This window comes from Flavobacterium luteum (assembly GCF_008806775.1).
In the GTDB taxonomy this organism is placed as follows: domain Bacteria; phylum Bacteroidota; class Bacteroidia; order Flavobacteriales; family Flavobacteriaceae; genus Flavobacterium; species Flavobacterium luteum.
Window position 1 is genome coordinate 457261 of sequence record NZ_WAEM01000002.1, and the last position, 22090, is coordinate 479350.

A 22090-nucleotide genomic window follows, 5' to 3' on the forward strand; every position below is an offset into this window, starting at 1 on the left:
TATGGGATCAACAGGCTTTACCCCAAAACCAACAATCCACGTTTACAAAGAAATAAAAGTAGAAAAGTACAAAACTACAAATCATTATCAAATTGATGCGGTAACAAACGGAAAACAAATTTTGTCCGATTTACTCAATATTAATTTAGATAGACAGTTTGCGAAATCCGCCCCTAAATATTGGTTATCTACAAGAGATGGCAATAAGTGGCAAAGATTGACAGGATTGTTTAAAACGCCTTATTCGTACTTCTACAAGGGCGACAAAGGACAAAACAATCTCAAACACGATTTAATTATTTGTCAATTATCAGAAGACAAAAGCACTTTGATAGTCTATTACTATAAAGACTACTACACAAACGATTTTGAAAGAGTAATTAAGTCTATAAAACAAACTTTATAAAACAAAAAAAACGAGAGTTGTTCAGGCTCTCGTTTATACTTTGTTCAAAAGTTCAGTTTTCAACAGGCAATGTAAAAAACCTTTGTAAAGATAGTGAAAAATGATAGATTTTATTAAATTTTCAACATTCGATATAAGTATAATTAATTATTTTAAAACGAATCCGTTATTAGAGTGGATGAGTAATGAGGATAAATTTAACCGATACGATCCCGAAGTTATAAACACTAAAGACAAGTATCAATATAAAGGAATAATTTTTTGCTTTTATCCTAATCAATTAAAAATTAGTTTTCTATCTCACTACTATTTTAACGGTAATTTGCATAATGCAAACGATTTTAATATATCAGATTGTATAAAAATCCTTTTAGAGTTTAAAAACACGTTTGAAATTGACTGGGAAAAATTAAGAATAATAAATTTGGAATTTGGAATAAATATCGTTTCCCCAATCTATATAAAAGATTTAATCACATTTTTAAGTTTTCACGAACAACACGAATTTATAAATAATCCTGAATATAAATATAGCAAACAAAGTCACTCTTTTAATAAGAAAACAGGGATAGCAAATAATAATAAAATAATAAAGGCATACGCAAAAGGTTTACAGTTTCCAGAATTTTGCGATATAAATACATTTAGATTTGAGGTAAAAAGTAGAGAAAGTGCATATATCAATAAATTTGGAATTTTTGATTTAAATGACTTATTAAATGTGAATGTTTACTATTTGTTAGTTGATAAATTAATAGAGGAATTTAAAAACGTATTAATTATATATGACAAAATTGATTTTACAAATTTGAACTTAAAAGAAGTTTCAAAATTAAACACATTATTAAGTCAATCTCATTGGTACAGAATAAAACAAGACAACAAAAGAAACGTCTTTAATGATGAGAAAATAAAGTATTATAAACTCATAGACAAAACTGGAAATCATTTAAAAAAACAACTAGAAAAAATCATATTTGAAAAACTAGAGTTATTAAAAAAGGGTGCAATTTCGACACCCAAAGAAAATAATAAAAAAGGTGCAATTTCGATACTATATAATAGTCGAATACGCACCCAAAACAAAACTCAAAAGGCTAAGGTTAAAAATTCAATTTGTCCCGTGACTGGATTAAATTTATGTTATGAAAAGGAGGGTGCAAAATACGCCTTAACAACTACATTAAAGAAACTAAAAGAAAGTGATCCTAAAACTTTTGAACTAGTTAAAATCAATTTACTAAAAAAGTCACATGGGAAACCTAAATTTGAGCAGTCCGAAATAGCGCACCTTGCAAAACAAATAAGAAACGAATATTACAATCCGTTCAAGATAAAACAGAATGGATATAAACAGCCGTTAAATTATTTTCAACATTCGCAATTAAACTTTTTATACACATTAGGAATTTAACACCAAACCAAAATGAAACTTATAAATTCAGATACTCGATTTGATTATTTCATAGATTATTTTCAAGGCATTGAAATAAGAATAAGGAAAGACAAACTAACCCAGCAAATATATTTTAGTTCCGAAAGTGTGGCGCAATGTTTAGGGTTTAACAATACCGATGAAATGGTACAAAGTAATGACGAGAGTACAAATATATTTTTAGACGGGATGAACAAAGGTGAGGTAATTTCGGGTTTTTAAATATTTAATGCACTACACAAGTAATGTAAAACTATTATCACTTTAATTATTGCCACTTTATTTAAATACATTCATATACATATTAAAACCCTATCAAAAAAAAACCTAAAATTTTGATTTGATTCCCAATAAACCAACCCCACACCTCTCAAAAAATTGATTTTCGTTTTTGTCTTTCGCCCCTCCATACCCTATACCCTATCAACTGCATTGGCATATCAAAATTTTTAATTTTTTTTTAATGTTGAGGTATAAAAAATTTTACATTGTAATTCCGTCAAGGAATCCTATCTTTAAATAAATTTATCTTTTGTATATAAAAAAGTGTTTTGTATTTACACACGATAGATTTTAAGTAATTTTACTTTTCCATATGTTAAGACGTACTTAACGTAAAACTAACAAATATGAACAAAGACAATGAGGATTCACAGGAACAAAAACCGCTAACAAGGGTTCAAATGTCAATATTAAGAGTAATGTTGAAACGGAAGGAAACGGAATCACAACCAACGTACCTAACGGAAGCGCACCAGAAGAACTCGGAAGCAGCAATGAAATATATAGCAGAGAGCAAGACGCGTACAATAGACTGGGAGAAAGAATACGATCGAGTGAAACAGAACTCACAAGACCACGCTCGCGACACGGAAAATAAGAATACACCATAGCAGAAACCGCTAACAAGGGAGCAAAGGATATTATTAAGGGTGATGAAGTCGAGGGAAGAGGCAAAGGAGAAAGAAAAAAACCAACAGAACAAAAAATAAAAATTATTTTTAGTTCATTCATTGAATTTGGAAGAGAGCTCCTGATATTTTTAGAACAGAAGATAAAGGAATTGGGGAAAAAGAAGCAATAAACAAACGTTTAAAAATTGACAATTATGAAAGAAATGACGAAAGCGCAGGAGTGGAAGTTGAAAATGTTGACAATCGCAATGGAGGAAACTCAAAAGGAAATGGAGGAAACTCAAAAGGAAAAGGAAAGCAAATTCCAGAAAATTTACGAAGCGATGCCAAAGGAAATGCAGTCGAAAATGGACAGCAAGATGGAAATGTTGAAGGAGAAAGCAAAAACAAACCCAGCGATAAAAAAGATGTTGGAGGAAACGACGGAAAGCCAAGCGGAAATGCAGAGGGAGAAAAAAACAGGGGAGGAATAAATATTAACACTCAATTAGATACTAAAAATATTTTATTGTCTTTATTTGATAATATAGGAAATATAAATTATGGAAAACTTGGACAACTCACCAAAGAAATTATTTCAGGAAAGAAAAGACTACGAAGCATTTTTACAGAAGACTGGACAAGAACGACTGAAAGCCAGAGAAGAACTATCGAAGCAACCCTTATCCTCGAAGGAGCTAGACGACTTGGTAAATCAAACTTGGGCCTCTCACGGGAAACCCAATCCCAATAAGAAAAACTCTTAAAAAATTATTCCGTAAAGCCAAAAGAAAAACTAATCAAAAAATAAATAAATTTTTTAAGTAGTTTTCAAAAAGGTTTGGCAAGGGTTTGGCAACTGAAATAAAAAAAGCCTGTAAAGCATTGATATACAATACGATTACAGACTTTTAATGTACCCGAAGCCGGAGTCGAACCGGCACGGTTTCCCACAGGTGTTTGAGACCAGCGCGTCTACCAATTCCGCCATTCGGGCTTAGCAGACATGAAATAATTTTTATTATCTCAACGTAATAAAAGAGGAGATTGTTATAAAATCAACCATCAATTCCTTTAACACGGTGCAAATGTAAAAAATATAATAACACTTTCTAAAAAAATACTCTAAATTTTCCTTTCAGAGTTCGATTTTATTCCTAAATTTGCACTTCGTTAAAACAATACACACTAACTAACTACACCCGAGGCGTTTAATACAGATGTGCTTTAGATAACAATAAAGCTGAATTGTATAAAGCGTAGCGGAATAAAAACAACACAGTACAATGTCACATCAAGAACCAGAAGCAAAAATATTTGCGTGTTCCCAAAGTGTATATTTAGCTGAACAAATAGCTAAAACCTATGGAGTTCCGCTAGGTAAAGTTACGTTCTCTAAATATAGTGATGGCGAATTTCAGCCTTCTTATGAGGAATCTATAAGAGGATTAAGGGTTTTTATCGTTTGTTCGACTTTTCCAACTGCCGATAATTTGATGGAATTGTTACTGATGATTGATGCTGCAAAAAGAGCATCGGCAAGACACGTAACCGCTGTAATTCCATATTTTGGCTGGGCACGACAAGACAGAAAAGACAAGCCAAGAGTTCCAATTGGAGCAAAATTAGTTGCAAATTTATTACAAGCAGCTGGCGCAACAAGAGTAATGACCATGGATTTGCATGCCGATCAGATTCAAGGCTTTTTTGAAAAACCAGTAGATCACCTTTTTGCGTCAACCATCTTTTTACCTTATGTAAAAAGTTTGAATTTAGAAAATCTGACTATTGCATCCCCTGATATGGGAGGTTCTAAAAGAGCTTACGCCTATTCTAAATTTTTAAATTCGGATGTGGTAATTTGTTACAAACAGCGTAAAATAGCCAACCAAGTAAGTTCTATGGAATTAATTGGGGAAGTAGCAGGTAGAAATGTGGTGCTAGTAGACGATATGATTGATACTGGTGGTACGCTTGCAAAAGCAGCAGATTTAATGATTGAAAAAGGAGCTTTGAGTGTAAGAGCCATTTGTACTCACCCAATTTTATCAGGTGATGCCTACGAGAAAATAGAGAATTCGAAATTAAGCGAATTAATAGTTACCGATTCTATTCCGTTAAAGAAGGAATCAAAAAAAATAAGAGTCGTGAGTTGTGCACCTCTTTTCGCTGAAGTTATGTACATGGTACAGCACAACAATTCCATAAGTGGAAAATTTTTGATGTAGATTGAAAAGTCAAAAATGTTGCAAGAAGAATAAATTTTATTAATTATTAACTATATATTTTTTACAATGAAATCGATTACAATTAAAGGATCAGAAAGAGAAAGCGTGGGCAAAGTTGCGACTAAAGCCTTACGTAATGCTGGAGCGGTTCCTTGCGTGTTATACGGAGGAGACAACCCAGTGCATTTTTCAGCAGACGAAAAAGCATTCAAAAACTTGGTTTACACTCCAAACGCACACACTGTTGTGATTGATCTTGGAGAAAAAACTTTTAACGCAGTTTTGCAAGACATTCAGGTGCATCCAGTATCTGACAGAATCTTACACATTGACTTCTTTCAATTGAACGAAAGCAAAGAAATAACTATGGAGGTTCCTGTGAAAATTGTTGGAACATCACCAGGAGTATTACTTGGAGGTGATTTACGTTTGAATCAACGAAGATTAAAAGTGAAAGCTTTACCAAAAAATCTTCCTGATTACGTAGAAGCTAACATTTCTGAACTTCAAATGGGGAACAAGTTGTATGTAACTAAAGTTGTAACAAATAACTTTAAGTTGATGCACCCTGACAATACTGTAATTTGTCAAGTGAAGATTTCTCGTGCCGCTATGAAAGCAGCTCAAGAAGCAGCAAAAGCAGCAAAAGCTCCTGCAAAAGGAAAGAAAAAATAATTTTTTTTGACATTATTTTAAAAGCATCAGTTGTAAAACTGGTGCTTTTTTTATTTACAATCGGTACTAATTTTTGTTTTATTTTTGTGATATGAAAAATTGGATTTCCAAATTATTTTCAAATCCAAAAACACAAGACAATACAAATAGTATGAAACCGGAGGTTCGCGAACACCAAAAAAACAATATAAAAAGCGTGAGTAATAAATTTCTGATTGTAGGCTTAGGAAATATCGGAGCTGAATATGTAAATACAAGACACAATATTGGATTTAAAATACTAGATTTTTTTGCCAAAAAAGAATCTGTTGCTTTTGAAACAGTAAAATTAGGTGCTTTAGCAGAATTTAAATTTAAAGGACGAACTTTTTTGCTTCTGAAACCCAATACTTATATGAATTTAAGCGGAAAAGCTGTTCAATACTGGATGGACAAGGAAAATATTCCTCTTGAAAATGTATTGGTAATTACAGATGATTTAAACATTCCTTTCGGAACCATTCGGATAAAACCAAAAGGAAGCGATGGCGGGCATAACGGATTAAAAAACATTAACCTCATCCTAAATACGCAAAATTATAGTCGTTTCCGGTTTGGTATAAGTGATGAATTTAAAAAAGGAAAACAAATAGACTATGTACTAGGTGAATGGGACGATGCCGAAAAAGCAAAACTGCCAGAAAGATTAGAGCTAGCATCCGAAATCATAAAATCATTTGGAACCGCAGGATTAGAAAACACTATGACTGCTTTTAATGGTAAATAAAATTATTCAACAACTATTTTCTTAACCATTTTCCCATATCCATCTTTAATAGTTACTATATAAATTCCTTTTTGAATAGGTGAAAGTGAAATGTTTTGAGAGAACAAACCCAAATTATTAAAGCGTTTTTCTAAAATTAACCTTCCTCTTACATCATGAATAGTAATAGCGATTTCATTTGTTGTTCGCGACTCAAACTGAATGGTAAAACTTCCATTATTTGGATTTGGAAACAACCTAAAATTGGTTAATTCAAAATCTTCACTTCCCAATCCTGCAATAGAAAACCCTCTAGAATTTATTGCATAGTAAACATTACCTGTAGGCTCTATTAACACTCTACAATTAGATGCCGAAGGTGTAGATGGAACATTAATTACTTGATTCCCATCATTTGGAACATTCGAAGCTAAAACATAAGGAAAAGTAGCTCCCCCATCAATGGATAACTTAATATTTACATTTGCAGAACCTGGCAAAGAAGTAGTATTATTAACATCCCAAGTTATTGTTTGCGATGCTCCAAGATTCCAAATAATTCCTGAAGAATTTTGAGAAGTAAGCTTAAATGGACCAACTCCAGTAGGAGCTGTAAATACATTATAAGGGATTCTAGAAGTTACAGTTACTTCATCAAAACCTGTCTGAGCACCATTTGGATTATTGTCTCTTACTGTTAATGAAAATTTTAATGATCTCGAAACAGAAGAAACTGATTCCCAAGTCGTATTTAATTTACCTAATAAAACATTAGAATAGGATGGCATATACCGAATTGGAGTGTCTATAGGGTTAAAAGACCTGAAATTTGGCCCTGATGCTTTTGCTGATGTTGTTACTGAATCTGATCCAGTTTCTGGTCGTGAAGCACTATTGTTTTGTTCCCAACAATAGGTTAAGGAATCATTATCAATATCCGTTGCTAACCCTTTTAGTAAATAGGCAGTTCCCGAAGGAACAGTAAAATCTATACCTGCGTTAACTATTGGTGCTGAATTTGTAACAGGAGTTCTTACTACACAAGTTTTATTTTCTAAATTTTTTTGAATTTGTAATATACTCCTATAAGTAAAATAAGGGTCTGAATTATCTTGAATATTAAGATTATCAGGTTCAGCAATTCCTGCATAACCCATAATAGTAGAACCGCTTCCGGGCTCTACTAAAACTCCTGAATTTTCAAATCCATAAGAAAAAGTATGAAAGGCCCCCAGTTGATGTCCTAATTCGTGAGCTACATAGTCTACATCAAAACTATCCCCTTCCGGAATATTATCTTTTGGCGAGGTGTAACCACTTCCTTTTGTTTCTGAATTAAAACCAAAATCGTCAATACATACACAGCCTATACAACCTGCATTTCCTCCACCACCTGAAGCACCAAACAAATGCCCAATATCGTACGCCTGATTCCCTAATACATTGGTTAAATTATTTTGTAACTCTTGATTCCATGTGCCATCTGTTCCAATTTCAGCGTCAGAATAAGGATCTGTGTTTGGATTCGTGTATATAATTTGCTCATTTTCGTCTATTATATTTAAATGCAACGCTAAATCTTTTTCAAAAATCCCGTTTACTCTAGTCATTGTTGCATTCATTGCTGCTAAAGCTTCGGGAACTCCGCCAAAATAGGCACCATACTCTCCCGTGCATGATATTGCTAATCGAAGGGTTTTATAGGTTTTATCATTTGAAATATTTGTTGATTGGATTCTATTTAGAACTTCTTGATTATTAGCTACATCAATAGTTTTACAATCAAAGGGAAGCTTTCCTGATGGTCTGGTTTTAGAATCAAAAAGCACATATACTGAGTTGTCATTAGTAAAAGACTCTATAAATTCTGAACCTTTACTTGGTCTTAAAACCATCGTTTGTATTCCTTTTTTGGACACACTAAAGTTAATAGTTGTTGATTTATCGGAAAGACTTTTCCCAACATAAGATTTAATATCTGGATATTTTGCTTGCAATTTTGGAGAAAAATTAGAGTTTTCCCATACTTGAAACTTTTCTAAGTTTCCTTCTAAATTGGGAAAATCGACAATAACACCTGATAAACCAGAAAATTTATCATTAACATTTAGTAATGATTTTCTGAATTTAGCTGAATCAAATTTATAAAGCAGTTGAGCTTGAGAATAAGATAATTTATTTAATTGATTTGAACGAATAGTACTGTTTAAACTAACTTTTTCCCAAATAGTGTTACTTTGAGCATGAAAATACAAATGTGAAAATAGGCAACTAAGTAAGAGAATAGCATTTCTCATATAAATAAATTGAATTTAACATGCAAAAATAATGCTATTTTGCAGTGTTAATGAGAAAAACATTAAATATTTAACGCTTTTTTAAATAAATTACTGAAATACAACTTTCGAATTTATATCCACTAAAGTAATTGAATATTGTTTAATTAAACTCCACTTCAAATTATTAAATATCGAATTGATAAACTAAATTTGTGCTTTTATAAACTACTATTTTGAAGATTTTTCATTCTATAGAAACATTTCGAACACGACAAAAAACCATCGTTACTATTGGTACATTTGACGGAGTACATATTGGTCATCAAAAAATTATTGAAAAACTGCTTGATAATGCAAAAACCAATAATTATCAGAGTGTAATTCTAACTTTTTTTCCACATCCTAGAATGGTTTTACAGGAGGATTCTGAAATAAAATTGTTAAACACCATTCATGAGCGAGCAGATTTATTAGAACAAACAGGCCTTGACAATCTAATCATTCACCCATTTGACAAGACATTCTCTAGACTAACTGCCGAAGAATTTGTAAAGAACATTCTTGTTGACCAACTTAAAATTAAGAAAATCGTCATTGGCTACGATCATAGGTTTGGAAGAAACCGTTCAGCGAATATTGAAGATTTAATTATTTTTGGAGAAAAATATGATTTTGAAGTAGAGCAAATTTCTGCTCAAGAAATAGAAGAAGTTTCTATTAGCTCTACAAAAATAAGAAACGCACTTCAAGAAGGTGATATTGTCCTTGCTAATTCCTATTTGGGCTATCCGTATTTTCTATCAGGAATTGTGAAAGAAGGCAAGCAATTGGGTCGGACTATTGGCTTTCCTACAGCTAATTTAATGATTGAAGAAAATTATAAACTTATACCAAAAAATGGTGTATATATTGTTAAAAGCATGCTACATAACAAAACAGTATATGGCATAATGAATATAGGCATCAATCCTACAGTAAATGGTAATAAACAATCAATCGAAGTGTATTATTTGGATTTGGATTTAAATCTTTACAATCAAAATATTAAAATCTCGATTCTGAAATATATTCGTGCCGAAGAAAAATTTGACTCTTTAGCATTACTTCAACAACAATTAGAGAAAGATAAAGCTATCGCATTAGCTTTTATAAATAAACTTTAGCTCCCAATAATTTTTTAGCAATTTGTAGATTGTTTTTGATTTTTTTTGTAAATTTGAGATACTACATCATTGATTGTCAATTAAATTAATTTAATAAAAAACAATTATTATGAAACTTCCTAAAGAATTATTAAACGGTTTGATTATTTTTATTGGCATTAGTATTTATTTTTTAGTAATGAATGCTTTAGGCTATTCTAATTCAGCGTATTTAAGAGTCTTTAATGTTCTTTTTGTTTTTTATGGGGTAAATAGGACTATAAAAATGAATTTAGCTGAAGGTAAAAACAATTTTGTTGCAGATGCTACTTCAGCGATGATTACATCTGTCATTGGAGTCGCTTTAAGTGTATTAGGATTACTCATTTACAGTTCATTAAAAGGTGGAGAAGATTATCTTAAAACTTTATCGGAGAGTTTTTTATTTGGTGGAAACCCATCAATAAATGTCTACTGTTTTAGTTTGCTTTTTGAAGGAATTGCTTCTTCTGTAATAGTGGTTCTTTTATTGATGTTATATTGGAATAGTAAACATGTTAGTGATTAAAACTATTTGCTAAATATGTATAATTTGTATTGTATTTAGATATTTTGAATATTGTTATATTAGAACTATTTAACTACTTTTGAAGCATTATAAAAATGCTACTATGAGTATTACAAAACACAATTGGACTAAAGACGAAATAATATCTATTTATAACAAACCTTTAATGGATTTGCTTTACGAAGCGGCTTCCATTCATAGAGAACATCATGATCCAAATGTTGTTCAGGTTTCTACACTATTATCCATAAAAACAGGTGGTTGTCCAGAAGATTGTGGTTATTGCCCTCAAGCAGCAAGATACCATACAGAAATAGAAGGCAACGATTTAATGACCGTTAATCAAGTTAAAGCACAAGCTTTACGAGCAAAATCAAATGGGTCGTCACGTGTTTGTATGGGAGCGGCTTGGAGAAATGTAAAAGATGGTCCCGAATTTGATCAAGTTTTAGAAATGGTCCGTACCATCAATAAACTAGAAATGGAAGTATGTTGCACACTTGGAATGATTACTGAAAATCAAGCGCAACGTCTTGCCGAAGCAGGTTTATATGCATACAACCACAATCTAGATACATCAGAAGAATATTATAAAGAAGTAATTTCCACAAGAGGTTTTGAAGATCGTTTACAAACTATCGAGAACGTTCGTAAAACTAATGTTACTGTTTGTAGTGGAGGAATTATTGGCATGGGAGAATCAATAGAAGATAGAGCAGGAATGTTAGTAGCGCTTTCTACACTAAACCCACAACCAGAATCAGTGCCCATAAATGCATTAGTTGCTGTTGAAGGCACCCCACTTGAAGATGAAAAGCCAGTAGAAATTTGGGAAATGATTCGAATGGTAGCAACCACTAGAATCATCATGCCAGAAACTCAAGTTCGCCTTTCGGCAGGAAGAATGAATATGAGTCGTGAAGGTCAAGCCATATGTTTCTTTGCGGGAGCAAATTCTATTTTTGCAGGAGATAAATTGCTAACAACACCAAACCCTGATGTAAATGAAGACATGAAAATGTTCGAAACCCTAGGCCTTATTCCTCAAAAACCTTTTATAAAAGTCATGCAACCTAATACAGTAGAAGCCTCTGATTCCAAGTTTGCACCTCTAGGAGAAAAACCGAAATGGTCTAGACCTGAACATACTATTGAAAGAAACTTAGAAGCTTCACTAAAAGTTAAATAAAAAATAAAAATCCCGACTGGAAAAAATAGTCGGGATTTTTTTTGAATTGTCAAATTACTATTAAAAAATTATTTTTTTGGTAACAATTTGTCCGTTTTCTAAAAGTACTTTTACAATTAACGTTTGTTGATTAGCCTTTACTTCTTTAATGTTAAATTCTTTAGTACTAATATTATTTTTCTTGTAAGTTTCTGCTCCTAATACATCATAAACTAATATACTTTTAATGTTTTCGTTACGTGACTTGATTTTAATTTGATTTTCTCCCGTAGCAATAATTATATCATTATCTAAAATAGTATAATTATTAATTCCGAATGCGGCAGTTTTATAACGCAATACAAATCGATCATCAAATTTTCCAGAATTACTAGTAAAAACATAAGGCTCCTTTCTTAAATCATGAATATTGTTTAACAGTTTATCTTCTAAAAAAATATCTTGATTTTCTTTGTTAAAAATCCCATCAACAAAAGCTATTCCAATTTTATAAGTACTTGCTGATGAAGCACTATTCAATGATTTAGTCGGAATTACAATACCTAAAGAAACTCTATCATTGGCATCGAATGGCATTGGTCTGCCTTGAATAATTTGTGGCTCAGTATCAATTAATGAATAGATATTTAAATTAGAGTCTACATTAATTTTAGCATCATACATTCTATCTTTTTCTAAAGTTGCCTCTTTATCATAACCCACTAAAGTCCTTATAGAATTTCCTGTATCGTTTGTTATATCAAGCCATATCCTGCTTGGCTTGGAAGCATTTGAAGTTCTGAAAAAATTAGAATTATTATAAGCCTTACTTCTCATTGAATTATTAAAAGTAATGTTTTCAGTAGTTGACGCAGAACTATGATTCATTGTTACAAAAAAGCCTTGCCCAGCTGCAATTTTACCGTTAAAAGATTGAGGGCCTGTTGAAGGTCCTAATTTATTCCAAAAAACATAATCACTTGCAGTATAGGTCAATACAAATCCATTATAAAATGATTGTCCGTTTGTAGCTGAAATTGCCGTGCCGTGAGACCATAACCTAACGTGACCTTCTATATTAGTATTTACTGTTAAAAAAGTATCAGCGTCTATTGCTGATGCGTACGGATTCCCTAATAAATTATAATTGTCATTATCTTTATTAACCGTTAATGTAGTGCTTCCGCTTAAATAGGTATAATCAGGTCCGTTGTAGGTGCTTCTTTCAATTCCAACATTAATTATTCCATTATTAACCACTCCGCTTCCATGAGTTGCATCATTTGTAAAAGTAGCTGTTACTGTATCTAAACCTCGTATAATATATCCTTTTCCTGGTAACATTGTGTCTCCATAACAAGCTAACCAGCCGCCAAAATTACTGGCATATGGTCTAAGAATAGTAGGTGTCCATTTGTATATTAACCATGAGGCAGGACTTACCTGAGCTACCGGAAAATTAGAAACTGGTGATGACCAATAGATATAATCTGTACTTCTAAGAATTGTTGGAGTGCGTTGCATAGAAATGATTCCAGTATTGACACCATTATCATCTATTTGAACTAAGCTACCATTGTTCTGTACAATTAAATTTCCACCTACATTTACTGTTAGGTCATATTGAATGTTGATATAATCATTTGAGCTTATAATTGCAGTATATGGAGAATTAACTACTAAACTACACGCATCAAAACTTCCATTTGGATTGGTATTAAATGGTCCGTTAATTATTGCAAGTTTTCCTATTGCTGGCGTTGAAATTGCATTACTTGAATCTCTCCAGTCTACTCCATTCCATGTGACTGCTCCTGCATCTGTAATTTTAACAGCACTAGTTGCTGCAAAACAAGTACTCGTATTTTCTCTTATCTGACAATAATACTGGTAATTGATAACTCCTGAAATATTAGAGATAGATAAGTTAATAGTTGAAGTTCCTCCGTATATTCCACCATCTGAAAGAGCTGTCCAATCTGTAACTGCTGGAGCCGGAGCTGAAACATACCATTGATACGCTAATTCCTTTGTATCTCCTACTCCATTAAACCCTTCTGTTCCTGCAATGACTAAGCTTGTCGATTTACAACTCGGAGAATAGGTTGGATTTAAAGTAACAACTGGAGCTACTTTTGGATTTGCCGGAAACGCACCTAAATTGGCACAAGATTCTGTTCCTGAAATACTCCAATCAGCAGCATTATAGGTTGTTGTTGGTCCAACAGCAGTTAAGTTCCTCAACATGGAATATCCAGTTTCATTTGTTGTAACTAATTTATCTATAATTACATTATTCTTTGTTAGATAAACACCATCATTAGCATTTGTTCCGTTACCGAAAAAATTTGTTGTCGCTACACTTATACATGGAGACTCCCCTGGAGTATTGGTTCCAAAATTATAAACTATCACTCCTCCAGCAGGTATAACTCCTGTAATATTTATTGTTCTATTAACACCGTTTAAAACGCCACCTTTATCATTATCAATCTCAATTCTATAGGTTGGGTTTGCAGCATTTACAGTTATTGCAGCATTAGTTGGATTATATAATTCTAAATAAAATCCATTACCAGCATCTGTATCAAATATTTCTGAAATAATTAAATCATTAAATGTTCCTCCTATACCTTCGCAACTAGTTTTATCTTCCTTTATTATGGAATAAGGAAGTGGTAAACCTGCACAAAGAGTTGCATTAGTAACAATTAGATTTCCTGTTATAGCATTTGGAGGAACTTTAACTACTAATTGTGTAGCAGAACTAGAAACTGGTATCGCTGCAAAACCAGCAAATGTAGCAGTTGCACCCGTTAATCCTGAAGTGGCATTTATTGTTACTTCAGTTCCAATAGGAGCCATATTAGGCGTTACCGATGTTATTGTTGCCGAAACGCAACCTGCAAGAATATTTATTGTATAGTCTTCTACTTCACCATCAAATGCAGTAGAGCAAGAATTAATTCCCGAAGTATAAGAAGCTGAAATTCTCATTCGAGTAGTTCCTAAAACGGCGTTTGCAGGTACAGTAATGTTTAATGGACAGGAAAATAAAATTCCATTAGCTACATTAGTAGCACTCCCTAAATTAAATGATTCGCCTGCATCTGTAAAAAGACCATTTTTATTAAAATCAATCCAAGCATAACCATCTACTTCATAGTTGCCTGCTGTGTTTACATTTACCGAAAGTGTATAAGTAAGACCAGCTGTTAAATTTGTAGTAGTTGCCGTATAATCACTATATCCTGATGGTTTTGCACTTGTATTATTTATAGTATTTAAAGTAACATTAGTTACTGAAGTACTATACGTTGTGTTTCCGCTTGAGACACAATATATTAAACTTGGTGTTGCACATATTGAAACTCCGTTGCTCCATTCTGTACCACGTCTAACAAAAAGTTTGTAGCAATAGTTAAGTCCGTTTGTTAAACCAGTGACTGTCATATTTGTTCCAGCACCTTTATAAATCACTTGATTGGCACCTCCATATACACTATTTGCTGTATAAGCAGTTCCGTCTCCTGATGGTGTAAAAACAACTGCCCCTTGATTAGCGACTATTAAATATTGATAACTGCAAGTTAAAAGATTATTGACATTTGTCCATGAAACAAATGATTGATTGTTTGCTATAGTTGCAGACAAACTTGTAACCTCAGGCATATCTGTAGTAATATTTGTTATATCCCATGATCCGCCGAGATTTACTCCTGTACTCCATACTGTTGCTGTATTACCTCTGTAAGCCAATACGGTATATGAATAATTAGCAGCATTTGTAAGCCCTGTGACTAATACCGAAGTACCGATTCCTTTATATACACATTTTCCTAAAGATGCTGTTACTACAGCCGCCGCAGAAAAATTTGAGTTTGCTGTATAAGCCGATGCATTACCTGCGGTTCCTGATGCAGGTGCGGTAGCACCTGATAATACAAAGACCATATACCCATCTGGTGTTGCTCCACCTGAAGAAGCCGTCCAGGACAAATCTATACTTGTATTATTAAAACAAGATGATAAATTGGTTGGATTATTAGGTGCGGTATAGGTAACTGTTAAAATTGCGGAAGTAGAAGTAACAGTAGTACAAGGTATTGTTCCTGTTACTACACATCTATATAAATATCCATTCATTCCAATAGTTGCAGCTGTAACTGTCATAGTTGCAGTCAAAACATTAGAATATGGAGCGCCATTAACTAAATTAGAAAACCCACTTCCTGTATCAACTTGCCACTGATAACCCACAACTGTTCCTGAACCTACTACCGCAAAAGTGGTATTATTCCCATCTGTAATTGAACTATTTACAGGATTTGTTGTGCCTAATAAGGGATTAATTGTAATAAATCCAGAATTTATCGCGATACTCCAGCAATTTCCAGCCTTTTCGCGTACATAATATGTTCCGTCGGTTGTAACAGAATAACTTGATGTAGTTGGATTTGCAATACTGGTTCCTGTTGGACTCGTTTGCCAAAATAAATTAGCGCTTGGAGCAGAATAGCTTAAAGTTGTATTTCCGCAAGCTGGTGCAGATTGTGTGATTGTACCAGTTGGAACTGCTGGAAGAGAAATACAATCTCCTGTTAATATTAAATCTTCTAATCTTAATGTTGCTGATGTTCCAGATGCTGTAATCCTTATTCTAATTGAACTTTTATTGTCGTAGGCAGCGCCTAGTAATGTAGGGGGTAAACTTGCAAATGAGCCGTTAGGACATGGCAAAGATGTAATTGCAGAAAACGTTGTTCCTCCATTGGAATCCCCAGTTGCGTCCCAAGTCGAACCTGTCTGGGATGATCTACCAGCAAAAGAGATATTAATATTATTGTAACCTACCGTGGATATGGTTAAATCGAAATATTTGCCCGTAGATGAGGCAAAAGAAACCGCAAGACCTGTTATTCCTGAAAAGTACGAAACCGATGTACTAGCTGTTAAAGTAGGAGAACCTATCGATCCGGCTTCAACGGTGAGGTTATTTTCGAAAAAATAATTTGCAAGAGTAGTCTGAGCCTTTCCTAAAAAAGGAAACAGTAAAGCAAATAAAAGTAATTTTATTTTCATTTTATAATATGGTATTCTGATCCAAAAAAATCATCTAAATAATTGTTTTATTACCTAACATCAAAACATAGGAAAACCCTAATTTTTGAAAACACAAAATAAGGTGCAGAATATTTAGTAAACTTGGGTTAACAAATTTAGTTTTAATTTACTTAATATCAGTGATTTTACATTGTTTATTTGTTAACAAATATGTTAAAATTACAAATTATTATGGAATTTAAAACAAGAACATGTGGTAAAATTGCTCGTTTTTACAATTTTTACAGTGAAAACAAAACGAATAATTAAAATATTTAATCTTGCAAAGACTATAAAAATCAATAGTTTCTAACATGATCCAATAAAAATGTTGTTTTTTAAACAAATTTATTTTTTATAAAATCTTAAAAATAGAACCAAAATATAGAAAATAAACAAAAGGAAGAAAAAAAACAATTTAAAATTAAGAAATATCTTACTTTTTTTTCTACACGAAGTCTAGTCTTAATTTAAATTTCAAAATCATATCATTTTCAGTTATTTTTGTAAAGAAATAAAATTATTTCCATTTCAATGAATACAACTCATTCGTTTTCAGATGCTAAAAAAAAATTAGAACATTACTGTGCTTATCAGGAAAGGTGTCATGATGAAGTGATTCAAAAATCACGCGAGTTATTACTTTCCTCATCAGAAATTGATGAAGTTGTTGTATATCTTATACAAAACAATTTCTTAAACGAAGAACGCTTTGCATGTAGTTTTGCAAGAGGGAAACATCGTATTAAACATTGGGGTAAAATCAGAATAGTTAACGAATTAAAATTTAGAAATATCTCTGCTTACAATATTAATATAGCTTTAAAAGAAATAACGCCTGAAGAATATTTAAAGAATTTTCATTCCCTGGCAGATAGGCATTGGGAAAATTTAATAGAACTGAATGCAATAAAAAAGAGAAAAAAATATTGCGATTACTTGCTTCGTAAAGGTTTTGAAAGTAATTTAATATATGAAAAAGTAAAAGATTTAGAATCGACTTAAATTAAATTGATAAAAGAACACTTACCGCATTACCTCCAAAACCTACAGCATTTATCAAAACTTTCTTGATAGCTTTTCTTATTTTCTGATCTTGAGCAAAAGGAACTCCAATAAATTGCTGGTGTTGCATCATCATAATTGCCATTTCAACGTTTAACATCCCAGAAGCTCCAAAAGTGTGGCCAATTTTCCATTTGTTTGTAGTAAGCAAGGGTAAATCGGTTCCGAAAATTTTTTGAATTGCTTTGAATTCTGTTTTATCTCCTGCTATAGTTCCCGGCGCGTGCATTACAATTACATCTACATCAGAAACATCAGTATTTTTTAATGCCATTTTCATGGATTTTTGAAAACAAATTGCTTCAGTAGATATGGAAATATTATGTTCTAAAATTTCGGTTGCATATCCAACACCTTCAATATAAGCAAGCGCATTGGGCGATTTACCTATTTCTAAACAACAAACAGCAGCTCCCTCTCCAAGAATTAAGGAACTTTGCTTTTTTTCTAAATCGAAAGCGCGACATGGCCATTGCTCTTGATTGCTTACATTTAAAGTAGCATATATTTTTAATGCTTGCATTTGAGCAATTGTAAAACTCGTTAATGGCGCTTCACTTCCTCCTACTAAAAATTTATTAGCCATTCCAGCACGAAGCCATGCGACTCCATTTAATAAGGCATGCAATGCAGTTGAGCAAGTTATAGAATGAGATATATCTGGTCCTTGACATTGCAGATCATGTGCTACCCAAGAGGAAATATTACCTAAAGTGGTGGTTGGCGAAGCTAAAGTTTGTGCTTTTCCTGTTTCAAGAAATTCTTTATGGTGTTTCTCAAACAATTCTGTTGCGCCTCTCGATGATCCTATATTCACTCCAAAAACATCGTTAATGGTCCAGCCTGCATGAGTCACCGCCTTTCGAGAAGCTGCCATTGCATATAAAACAGATGAATCTAATGATTTGTATTTGGCATCATCTCTCTTAATGTTTTCCACTTCTTCTTTGCCATCAAAATCTAAAACTGCGGCATACGCTCTCTGATTATTGAATGCTTTCTGTACAAAACAATGTTGATTGATCAAATAATTGTTCCAAATAGTTTCGGGATTATTTCCTAACGGAGAAATTGTTGCGATTGACGTAATAGAAATGGTTTTGGACAAAGTAGGATTCTCTAAATTATAAAAGAACAAATTTAAACTATTTCTAATGCTTTTTCAACAACATTATATACTTTTTCGAGTTGTTGATTGGTAATAATATAAGGTGGCAAGATATAAACTGTATTACCAACTGGTCTTAAAACAATGCCGTTCTCTATAAAAAACTGGTACAGTTTATTTCTTAAAGTGCCATAATAACTTTCCTGATTTTCAGTTTTAATTTCTAAAGCAAAAATGACTCCTAGAATTCGTGTGGTTTTGACTCTTGAATGGATTTTTATTTTTTGCTCAAAATCTAAATGTAAATCATGAATTCGTTCAATGTTTTTTTGCATTTCATCGGTTTCTAACAAAGTTATACTAGCTAAAGCGGCAGCGCATCCTGTTGGGTTTGCCGTAAAAGTATGACCATGAAAAAAAGCTTTGTTCACATCTTCGTCTAAAAATCCATTGAAAATTTCCTGAGTAAAAGTGGTAATTGCCATAGGAATAGTTCCTCCTGTTAGGGCTTTTGACAAGCACATCATATCGGGATTTGTTTCTAAATAATCAATCGCAAATGTTTTGCCTGTTTTGCCAAAGCCAGTCATGACCTCATCGGCAATGGTAAATACACTATTGGCTTTACACAGTGTAATCATTTTATCTAAAACTTCGGGCGAATACATAACCATACCTGCAGCTCCTTGACATAATGGCTCAAAAATAAAGGCAGCAAACTCATTGGTTTGAACCATTTTTTCTAGTGCTTGCAAAGAGGTGGTTTCGTTTCCTGACGTTGGTACTGGAATTCGAACGACTTCTAATAATGATCCTTGAAAAGCCTCTGTAAAAAAGGTAATTCCACTTGATGCCATAGCTCCAAAAGTATCGCCATGAAAAGCATCTTCAAGCGCTATGATTTTGGTTCGCTTTTGATTTTTATTATAAAAATATTGCAATGAAGCTTTAATAGCGACTTCAACTGCAGTTGAACCATTATCAGAGTAAAATATTTTTTTTTGGTTGGATGGCAAAATCTCCATTAACTTTTCTGCCAAAAGTATGGCGGGTTTGTTGGTAAATCCTCCAAAAAGCACATGCTCTAAAGTAGTCAATTGTTTAAAGATAGCATCTGCAATTACTTGATTTGAATGGCCAAAAGGGTTTACCCACCATGAAGCAATAGCGTCTATATATTCTTTACCATTCTCGTCCCAAAGCAAAGCCCCGTCGCCTTTTACAATAGCGGGCAACAAACCAGTAGTTTGGTGTTGCGTGTAGGGATGCCAATGGTATAGTTGATCTTTTTCGGATAATGTCATTGTATTTCAGATTGAATAATAATGATTTTTGATCTTAGATTAAAGTTGATTTTTTAAATTTTCATTGAAAGTACTATTGAAGTCCTAGAAGGTTTTGTCTGAATTTGTCAGCATAATATTTGGTAACATTGGCATCAAAATAAGGTTCATTGTCTATTCTTCCTATAAAATTTGCTCCTGTTTTTTTTAAAATAATTTCTTCGGTAGCTTTGTTCTCATCTCCTGAAAAAACAATTCCAGAAATAGAAATATTTCTACTTTTTAAGGCTTCATACGTGAGCAATGTATGATTGATACTTCCTAAGTAATGACGTGAAACCAAAATTACTTTATAATCTTCTTGAATTAAATCGATGATATAATTTTCATCATTAAAGGGGACCAAAACGCCACCAGCTCCTTCTATTACAAGATTATTATTCGTTTTGGGTTCAATGATTTGATTAATATCAACAGTAATTCCGTCTATTGCCGCGGCATAATGCGGACTTGCAGGAGTGTTTAATGCATAGGCATTAGGATGAAAAAAAGATTTTTTATTCGACACTCTTTCTTTTACTTTATGAGTATCTGAATTTTCTAAATCACCGGCTTGTATGGGTTTCCAATAGTCCGCTTCTAAAGCTTCAGTTACTATTGCCGCTGTTACGGTCTTTCCTACATCAGTTCCGATTCCTGTTATAAATAGTTTCATAGTTAAGTTTCTCTGAGATTAACAGAGAAAAAGGGGTTTCATTTAGCTCTAAAAATCTCTAATTATATTTTATACTAATTTATCTTTAGCATAAAAAAACAAAAGTACTCAACAATCGCAACACTTCCGATATTTCTTGTTTAGAATTATAACTATGCAAACAAAATCGCAGACGTTCCTGTCCTTCTGGAACTGTTGGTGACAAAATGGCTTTTACATCATATCCGCATTCTATAATTTTTTTTGCTGCCGTTTTTACATTATCATTCCCAGGTATTATTGCGCTTTGAATTGCTGATTTACTTCTAACAAATAAAGGTTTTAGCCCAAATACATTTTTTTCTTGATTGAAATGAATGATGTTGTCTCTTAATTTTTGAATATTCTTTGTTTGCTCTAAATGTTTATACCCAATTAAAATTGTAGCAACAGCATGAGGAGAAAGTCCTGTTGTGTAAATAAAACTTCTTGAGAAATTAATTAAATATTCTTTAAGTTCTATACTTCCTACTATTGCTGCTCCGTGACAACCCAGCCCTTTCCCGAAAGTTATTATTCTTGCAAAAACATTATCCTGCAGTTCTTCTAATTGAAGAATTCCTTCGCCTTTTGAACCAAAAACTCCAAGAGCATGAGCTTCGTCAACAACCAATTGACAGTTGAATTTATTAGAAAGCTGAACGAATCCTTCTAAATTTGGAGTATCTCCATCCATAGAGAATACACTTTCTGTAACGATGTAAATTTCGGATTCCTCCTTTTGAAATCGTTGAATTAAGTGTTCTAAATCTTCTAAATCATTGTGCTTGAATTTATATGATTTTGCGTTAGACAATTGCAATCCATCCCGAATAGAAGCATGGCTTAATTCGTCATATAAAATAAAATCGCCTTTTTGAGGAACAGAACTAAAAAAACCAATATTAGCATCGTAACCTGAATTAAAAATTAAGGCAGCCTCAGACTGATGAAATTGGGCAATACGTTTTTCTGCTTTTTGATATAATTGATGATTTCCAGACAATAATCGGGACCCTGTTGCTCCGTTTGTTTTGATGTTTTTATATATAAGATATTGATGAGATTCTTGAAAAATAATTTCAGAATGAGCAAAGCCTATATAATCGTTAGAAGCAAAATCAACTAAAGTATTATTGATAGGAAGTACTCTTAAAGCGTTATTTTGCTTTCGCATTTCGAGTTTTGCAGAAAGATTTTTAGGGAAGTATTTCATTATGCCATAAAACAATTAGTGTTTAGTTGCTCAAAAATAAAAA

Annotated in this window: 17 protein-coding genes and 1 tRNA gene; 11 read left to right on the forward strand and 7 right to left on the reverse strand. The window is 32.7% G+C overall.

Annotated elements, in window-relative coordinates:
- Window position 1 precedes the first annotated feature (1 nt).
- From F6464_RS05885 to F6464_RS05900, 4 genes are all read left to right on the forward strand, one after another.
- The gene (locus tag F6464_RS05885; RefSeq protein ID WP_151106875.1) at window positions 2-406 is read left to right on the forward strand and encodes a hypothetical protein; all 405 of its coding nucleotides are present in this window, start codon (window positions 2-4) and stop codon (window positions 404-406) included.
- A gap of 100 nt (window positions 407-506) precedes the next feature.
- Window positions 507-1820: a hypothetical protein gene (locus F6464_RS05890; RefSeq protein WP_225318033.1), complete on the forward strand. Its 1314-nt coding sequence runs from the start codon at window positions 507-509 to the stop codon at window positions 1818-1820.
- Between the two features lie 12 nt (window positions 1821-1832).
- Window positions 1833-2063 carry a hypothetical protein gene (locus tag F6464_RS05895; RefSeq protein ID WP_151106877.1) on the forward strand — a complete coding sequence of 77 codons (231 nt, stop codon included), beginning with the start codon at window positions 1833-1835 and terminating at the stop codon, window positions 2061-2063.
- A gap of 912 nt (window positions 2064-2975) precedes the next feature.
- Window positions 2976-3488, forward strand: coding sequence for a hypothetical protein (locus F6464_RS05900; protein WP_151106878.1), 513 nt, complete (start codon window positions 2976-2978; stop codon window positions 3486-3488).
- Window positions 3489-3651: 163 nt separating this feature from the next.
- Here F6464_RS05900 and F6464_RS05905 read toward each other — a convergent pair.
- A tRNA-Leu gene (locus F6464_RS05905) sits at window positions 3652-3731 on the reverse strand.
- A 289-nt stretch (window positions 3732-4020) separates the two neighbouring features.
- On the opposite strand from F6464_RS05905, the gene F6464_RS05910 reads away from it, so the two are divergent.
- The 3 genes from F6464_RS05910 (at window position 4021) to pth (ending at window position 6403) form a co-directional block, all read left to right on the forward strand.
- Entirely contained in the window at window positions 4021-4962 is a 942-nt protein-coding gene (locus F6464_RS05910) for a ribose-phosphate pyrophosphokinase (RefSeq protein WP_151106879.1), read from the forward strand.
- Between the two features lie 66 nt (window positions 4963-5028).
- On the forward strand, window positions 5029-5637 hold the full coding sequence (locus tag F6464_RS05915) for a 50S ribosomal protein L25/general stress protein Ctc (protein ID WP_151106880.1): 609 nt from the start codon (window positions 5029-5031) through the stop codon (window positions 5635-5637).
- Window positions 5638-5728: 91 nt separating this feature from the next.
- Complete coding sequence (pth, locus tag F6464_RS05920; protein ID WP_151106881.1) at window positions 5729-6403, forward strand: aminoacyl-tRNA hydrolase; 675 nt, start codon at window positions 5729-5731, stop codon at window positions 6401-6403.
- A 2-nt stretch (window positions 6404-6405) separates the two neighbouring features.
- Here the strand turns inward: pth and F6464_RS05925 are convergent, their stop codons facing one another.
- Entirely contained in the window at window positions 6406-8679 is a 2274-nt protein-coding gene (locus tag F6464_RS05925; RefSeq protein ID WP_151106882.1) for a zinc-dependent metalloprotease, read from the reverse strand.
- Window positions 8680-8894: 215 nt separating this feature from the next.
- On the opposite strand from F6464_RS05925, the gene F6464_RS05930 reads away from it, so the two are divergent.
- From F6464_RS05930 to bioB, 3 genes are all read left to right on the forward strand, one after another.
- On the forward strand, window positions 8895-9824 hold the full coding sequence (locus F6464_RS05930) for a bifunctional riboflavin kinase/FAD synthetase (RefSeq protein WP_151106883.1): 930 nt from the start codon (window positions 8895-8897) through the stop codon (window positions 9822-9824).
- 109 nt (window positions 9825-9933) lie between these two features.
- A complete protein-coding gene (locus F6464_RS05935) occupies window positions 9934-10371 on the forward strand; it encodes a hypothetical protein (protein ID WP_151106884.1) in 438 nt (145 codons plus the stop codon).
- 103 nt (window positions 10372-10474) lie between these two features.
- Window positions 10475-11560: a biotin synthase BioB gene (bioB, locus tag F6464_RS05940; protein ID WP_151106885.1), complete on the forward strand. Its 1086-nt coding sequence runs from the start codon at window positions 10475-10477 to the stop codon at window positions 11558-11560.
- Window positions 11561-11620: 60 nt separating this feature from the next.
- Here the strand turns inward: bioB and F6464_RS05945 are convergent, their stop codons facing one another.
- Window positions 11621-16621 (reverse strand): GEVED domain-containing protein, encoded by a 5001-nt coding sequence (locus tag F6464_RS05945; protein WP_151106886.1) that lies wholly within the window; start codon window positions 16619-16621, stop codon window positions 11621-11623.
- 555 nt (window positions 16622-17176) lie between these two features.
- Here F6464_RS05945 and F6464_RS05950 point away from each other — a divergent pair.
- Window positions 17177-17647, forward strand: coding sequence for a regulatory protein RecX (locus F6464_RS05950; protein WP_151106887.1), 471 nt, complete (start codon window positions 17177-17179; stop codon window positions 17645-17647).
- 1 nt (window position 17648) lies between these two features.
- Here F6464_RS05950 and F6464_RS05955 read toward each other — a convergent pair whose 3' ends face one another.
- The 4 genes from F6464_RS05955 to F6464_RS05970 all read right to left on the reverse strand — a co-directional run bounded on the left by F6464_RS05955 (window position 17649) and on the right by F6464_RS05970 (window position 22047).
- The gene (locus F6464_RS05955) at window positions 17649-18815 is read right to left on the reverse strand and encodes a beta-ketoacyl synthase N-terminal-like domain-containing protein (RefSeq protein WP_151107132.1); all 1167 of its coding nucleotides are present in this window, start codon (window positions 18813-18815) and stop codon (window positions 17649-17651) included.
- A gap of 32 nt (window positions 18816-18847) precedes the next feature.
- A complete protein-coding gene (gene bioA, locus F6464_RS05960) occupies window positions 18848-20119 on the reverse strand; it encodes an adenosylmethionine--8-amino-7-oxononanoate transaminase (RefSeq protein ID WP_151106888.1) in 1272 nt (423 codons plus the stop codon).
- A gap of 73 nt (window positions 20120-20192) precedes the next feature.
- On the reverse strand, window positions 20193-20813 hold the full coding sequence (bioD, locus tag F6464_RS05965; RefSeq protein WP_151106889.1) for a dethiobiotin synthase: 621 nt from the start codon (window positions 20811-20813) through the stop codon (window positions 20193-20195).
- 85 nt (window positions 20814-20898) lie between these two features.
- Window positions 20899-22047, reverse strand: coding sequence for an aminotransferase class I/II-fold pyridoxal phosphate-dependent enzyme (locus F6464_RS05970; protein ID WP_151106890.1), 1149 nt, complete (start codon window positions 22045-22047; stop codon window positions 20899-20901).
- Window positions 22048-22090 lie beyond the last annotated feature (43 nt).

Coding starts and splice junctions, on each gene's coding strand:
- bioD (WP_151106889.1), bottom strand. CDS start 20,813: ATGAAACTATTTATAACAGGAATCGGAACTGATGTAGGAAAGACCGTA.
- bioA (WP_151106888.1), bottom strand. CDS start 20,119: ATGACATTATCCGAAAAAGATCAACTATACCATTGGCATCCCTACACG.
- F6464_RS05950 (WP_151106887.1), top strand. CDS start 17,177: ATGAATACAACTCATTCGTTTTCAGATGCTAAAAAAAAATTAGAACAT.
- F6464_RS05925 (WP_151106882.1), bottom strand. CDS start 8,679: ATGAGAAATGCTATTCTCTTACTTAGTTGCCTATTTTCACATTTGTAT.
- F6464_RS05895 (WP_151106877.1), top strand. CDS start 1,833: ATGAAACTTATAAATTCAGATACTCGATTTGATTATTTCATAGATTAT.
- bioB (WP_151106885.1), top strand. CDS start 10,475: ATGAGTATTACAAAACACAATTGGACTAAAGACGAAATAATATCTATT.
- pth (WP_151106881.1), top strand. CDS start 5,729: ATGAAAAATTGGATTTCCAAATTATTTTCAAATCCAAAAACACAAGAC.
- F6464_RS05890 (WP_225318033.1), top strand. CDS start 507: ATGATAGATTTTATTAAATTTTCAACATTCGATATAAGTATAATTAAT.
- F6464_RS05885 (WP_151106875.1), top strand. CDS start 2: ATGGGATCAACAGGCTTTACCCCAAAACCAACAATCCACGTTTACAAA.
- F6464_RS05945 (WP_151106886.1), bottom strand. CDS start 16,621: ATGAAAATAAAATTACTTTTATTTGCTTTACTGTTTCCTTTTTTAGGA.
- F6464_RS05970 (WP_151106890.1), bottom strand. CDS start 22,047: ATGAAATACTTCCCTAAAAATCTTTCTGCAAAACTCGAAATGCGAAAG.
- F6464_RS05915 (WP_151106880.1), top strand. CDS start 5,029: ATGAAATCGATTACAATTAAAGGATCAGAAAGAGAAAGCGTGGGCAAA.
- F6464_RS05910 (WP_151106879.1), top strand. CDS start 4,021: ATGTCACATCAAGAACCAGAAGCAAAAATATTTGCGTGTTCCCAAAGT.
- F6464_RS05935 (WP_151106884.1), top strand. CDS start 9,934: ATGAAACTTCCTAAAGAATTATTAAACGGTTTGATTATTTTTATTGGC.